The sequence below is a fragment of the Caballeronia arationis genome, assembly GCF_001544975.2.
Taxonomy (GTDB): domain Bacteria; phylum Pseudomonadota; class Gammaproteobacteria; order Burkholderiales; family Burkholderiaceae; genus Caballeronia; species Caballeronia arationis.
The window spans coordinates 1-4547 of record NZ_FCOG02000268.1 but is presented as its reverse complement, the minus strand read 5'-3'; the positions used below and the strand labels follow the sequence as shown (position 1 = coordinate 4547).

Genomic DNA, 4547 nt, shown 5'->3' with positions numbered 1-4547 from the left:
CCGCCCAGCAAATGCGACATGTCGACGAGCCGTTGCGCGACGAGGTGGCGCACTTCGCCTTCGCATTGCCAGGTGCCATAGACCGCGAGCAGCGATGCGCCAAGCGCTTCCTTGCGCTGCTTTTCGAGCAATGACGGCCAGACGATCACGTTCACATTGCCCGTCTCGTCTTCGAGCGTCACGAACATCACGCCCTTGGCGGTGCCGGGGCGCTGCCTGACGGTCACGAGACCGCAGCCGCGAGCCAGCCGGCCGTTCGGATACGTTCGCAGCGTCGATGCCGGGATCAGGCGCTGCTTGAGCAGGATCGGGCGAAGCAACTCCAGCGGGTGACGCCCCAGCGTGAGTCCGGTCGACTTATAGTCGCTGACGATGTCTTCCGCTTCAGTCGGAGCGCCGAGTACCGGTGTCTCGTCTTCCAGGCGGGCGTCGACCAGCATGTCCTTGTCGGGGACGGCCGCGACCGACTGCCATAACGCCTCACGACGATTGCCCGCGAGAGAACCCAGCGCGTTGGCGCTCGCCAGCACCTGAAGATCATGCCGGTCGAGTTGCGCGCGCCGCGCCAGATCGCTGACATTCAGGAACGGCCTGACCGCGCGTGCGGCTTCGATCCGCTCCGCCGCGCCGTCGCGCATCCCTCTGAGCAAGGACAAGCCGAGCCGCACGGCCGCCGCCTCTCCTTCACGACGTTCGAGAACGGAATCCCAGCCGCTGATCGTCACATCGACGGGCGCCACCTGCACGCCGTGCCGCTTCGCATCCTGGACGAGTTGCGAGGGCGAATAAAAGCCCATCGGCTGGGAGTTAAGCATCGCGGCGAGAAATGCAGCCGGCTCGTGACATTTCAGCCAACTGCTCGCATACACCAGCAGGGCGAAGCTCGCCGCGTGACTCTCCGGAAAGCCGTACTCGCCGAAGCCCTTGATCTGTTCGAAGATGGCTTCCGCAAAGTCCTGTTTATACCCACGCTCGCGCATGCCGTTGACGATACGGTCGTAGTACTTCTGCAAGCCGCCTTTGCGCTTCCAGGCGGCCATCGCACGCCTGAGTTGATCCGCTTCACCCGGTGTGAAACCCGCCGCGAGGATCGCGACCTGCATCACCTGCTCCTGGAAAATCGGCACGCCCAACGTGCGCCCGAGCGCAGCCTCAAGCGCATCGCTGGGATAGGTGACAGGCTCGAATCCTTGTCGGCGGCGAAGATAGGGGTGAACTGCGCCCCCCTGAATCGGCCCCGGTCGAACGATCGCGACTTCGATCACGAGATCGTAAAAGGTCCTCGGCTGGAGCCGCGGCAGCATTGACATCTGCGCACGGGATTCGATCTGGAACACGCCGATCGTATCCGCCTGCGAGATCATCTCGTAGGTGACGGGGTCCTCGACGGGGATGTCCTGCATCTCGAAGCGCTCGCCGCGCTGCTCGGACACGATGTCGAGCGTGCGGCGGATCGCCGAGAGCATGCCGAGCGCGAGCACGTCGATCTTGAGCAGCCCGAGCGCTTCGAGATCGTCCTTGTCCCACTGGATGGCGCTGCGATCGGCCATCGCAGCGTTCTCGACGGGAACGAGCCGCGTGAGCTTGCCCCGGCTGATGACGAATCCGCCCGAATGCTGCGACAGGTGGCGTGGGAAATTCAGTATCTGCCCCGCAAGCGACGCCCAGGCGACAATCAACGGGTTCTCCGGGTCCAGCCCCGACTCGCCGAAGCGTTGCAACAGGTCCTGCGAATTGTCGAACCACTGATGGCTCTTCGCGACCCGGTCGACGATCTGCGGGTCGACGCCCAGCGCCTTGCCCGTCTCCCGCAGCGCGCCGCGAGGCCGATACGTGGAGACCGCCGCCGCGATCGCCGCGCGGTCACGTCCATACTTTCGATAGATGTATTGGATGACCTCTTCGCGCCGCTGATGCTCGAAATCGACATCGATATCGGGCGGCTCGCCGCGCTCCTTGCTGATGAATCGCTCGAACAGCATGTTGCCGCGTGAGGGATCGACTTCGGTCACGCCGAGGCAATAGCACACAGCGGAGTTCGCTGCGGACCCACGCCCCTGACACAGGATGTGCTGGCTGCGGGCAAAGCGCACGATGTCGTAGACCGTCAGGAAATACGCCTCGTATTCGAGTTCGCGGATCAACTGCAGTTCGTGCTCGACCTGTTCCTGCACCGCGTGCGGGATGCCGTTCGGAAACCGCCGATGCGCACCGACATACGTCTCCTGCCGCAAGTAAGCCTCGTGCGTAACGCCTGGCGGAACCAGTTCGTCGGGATATTCATACCTGAGTTCGTCGAGCGAAAAAGTACAGCGCTCCAGCACGCTCAATGTTTCGGTCAGCGCGTGCTCGGGATACAGGTTGGCGAGCCGTAGGCGCGAGCGCAGGTGCTGTTCGGCATTGGGCGCGAGATCGTAGCCGCATTGCGCGACGGGCTTGCCGAGGCGAATGGCCGTCATCGTGTCTTGCAGCGGCTTTCTCGACCGCACATGCATGACGACGTTGCCGGTCGCCACCACCGGCACCAGATGCCGGGAGGCAAGGTGCTCGACCGTGCCGCGATGGATATCGTCCATCGCGCGCTGATGCAGGGTCAGTCCCACCCAAGCCCGAGCCGGAAAGGTCGCGTTCATCCAGTCGAGTTGCGCGGCAAGCGCGTCTTCGTTCGCAGGGAAATCGGGAATGAGGATCGCGAGGCAGTTCGGCATGCCGCGCAGGTGCGCGTACGCCTTCTCCGGACGCGCGATGTCCTGCGGCGTCAGCAGATAGCTGCCCTTCGCCGCCCGCATGCGGCCGAGTGTAATCAGCTCGGACAGGTTGCCGTAGCCATCGCGGTTCTGAGCCAGCAGAATCAGCCCGAAGGCGGGGCGTTTGTCGGCGTGCACCAGCTTGAAATACGACCCGATGACGAGCGGCAGCTTCTCTTCCTTCGCCTGCACATGAGCGCGGACGACGCCCGCGAGCGAACACTCGTCGGTGATGGCGAGACCCGAGTAGCCAAGCTGCGACGCGCGCATGACGAGTTCTTCCCCGCGCGACGCCCCATGCAGGAACGTGAAATTGGAAAAGGCGAAGAGCTCCGCGTAAGCGGGCAGGACGGAGAAAGGCAGATCCACAGCGCTTGGCTCATGTCATCCAAAGAGGCCGTGCAGGAACCAGCGCACTTCGTCCGAGGTGGCGCTCGGGCGCTCCCGGTAGATCCAGTAGCAACTCTTGTCGGCGGCTTCAGCGACGAAGTAGTCGCGCGCGGCCAGCTCACCGTCGAACCAGCCGGCCTCGATGCGCTCGCCCGTCGAGACGAGCTTCAGCGTCGATCCGTAGAACGGCCGGTGGTTCTTGACCATCAGACGCAGCGGCGTTTCAAGCAGCCACGTCGGACGGGGCAGATCACAAGGCGGCGCTTCGGGCTTGGCGGCATCCTGGACCGATACCGATACCCAGCGGTTCGCGTGCTCCGGCCGATGATCGGAGGTCGGCGCGGGGCGCAGGACGTTTTCCGGTCCCAGACGCGCGACGAGCAGTTCCAGCAGACGATTGTGGTCCTCCGCCGATCCGCCGGGGTCCGGGAAGAGGGTATCGGTCGGCGGTTCGGCGGCCTGGACCTTGGTCGCGGTGAGCCGCACGGCGATGACGGCCGCCGGAAGTTGAACGCGCCCCAAGCGCTCTTTCAACAGCCGCACGAGATGTTCTTCGTGCCAGGTCGGCTCGGCGAGCGCCAGGTCGATCGTGGTTGGCTCGATCGCCTCGCGTCCGCGTTCGTGTTCGAGCGTCACGCTCGCGTGCGTGAGCGCGAGTTGTTGCGCGCTCAGCCAGCCGCAAAGCTGCACGACGAGCCGACGCGCCGAGAATAGGATCGCCTCGGCATGTTCAACCCGGTCGGGCAGTTCGACGCGGGCGCTGAACGTGGGCGGCACATCCAGCCACGCGTACAGTTCCGGCGACAGCCCGTAGGCGCGATCCAGCGAATCCAGCAACTCCACGGAACACCTCTTTTTCAGCCCGGCGCGCGGCAGGCGCCGGATATCTTCGAGCACACGGCATCCGAGCCCGGCGAACCAGTCCGCGAACCGGCGGACTTCCGGCACGACGAGGTACGGCAGCGAGTCGAGTTCACGCTCGAGGGAACGCATCTTGAGCACGCGGCGATGCCCGCGCTTGGCGAGCATCCAGGCGCCCTGACCGGTCGGGGCGACGCTCATGCGCACGCTCACGCCCACGGCGTCGACGATTTGCCTGATCTGATGGCAGATCCGCAGGATGCCGCCGAAAAGACGCAGGCTCGCCGACACATCGACTACGACCGTATCTTCTTCACAGACGGCCACCATCGGCGAAAAACGCATCAGGGCGAGCGCGACCTCGCGCAGCATGTCCTGCTCGCGCACGGGCGCGCGGTCGTAGACGAGCGCATCGGGCGCGAGCGTCACTACGCCCCCGCGCTTCATCCCGAGCAAAACGCCCGCCTCCCGGGCCACCGCGTCGGCGATGGCGACCTTGTCCTTGTCCAGCACGACGCAGCCGTTCTCCGTCCTAGGCGACCACCTTGG

2 protein-coding genes are annotated in these 4547 nt (G+C 64.9%); both read right to left on the bottom strand.

All coding sequences use genetic code 11. The features are described from left to right. A partial coding sequence (locus tag AWB81_RS40660; protein ID WP_062644048.1) for an error-prone DNA polymerase occupies positions 1-3116 on the bottom strand: 3116 nt, incomplete at its 3' end. Positions 3117-3131: 15 nt separating this feature from the next. After that, positions 3132-4547 (bottom strand): Y-family DNA polymerase (locus AWB81_RS40655; protein ID WP_235026179.1); only part of this gene is annotated, 1416 nt, incomplete at its 5' end.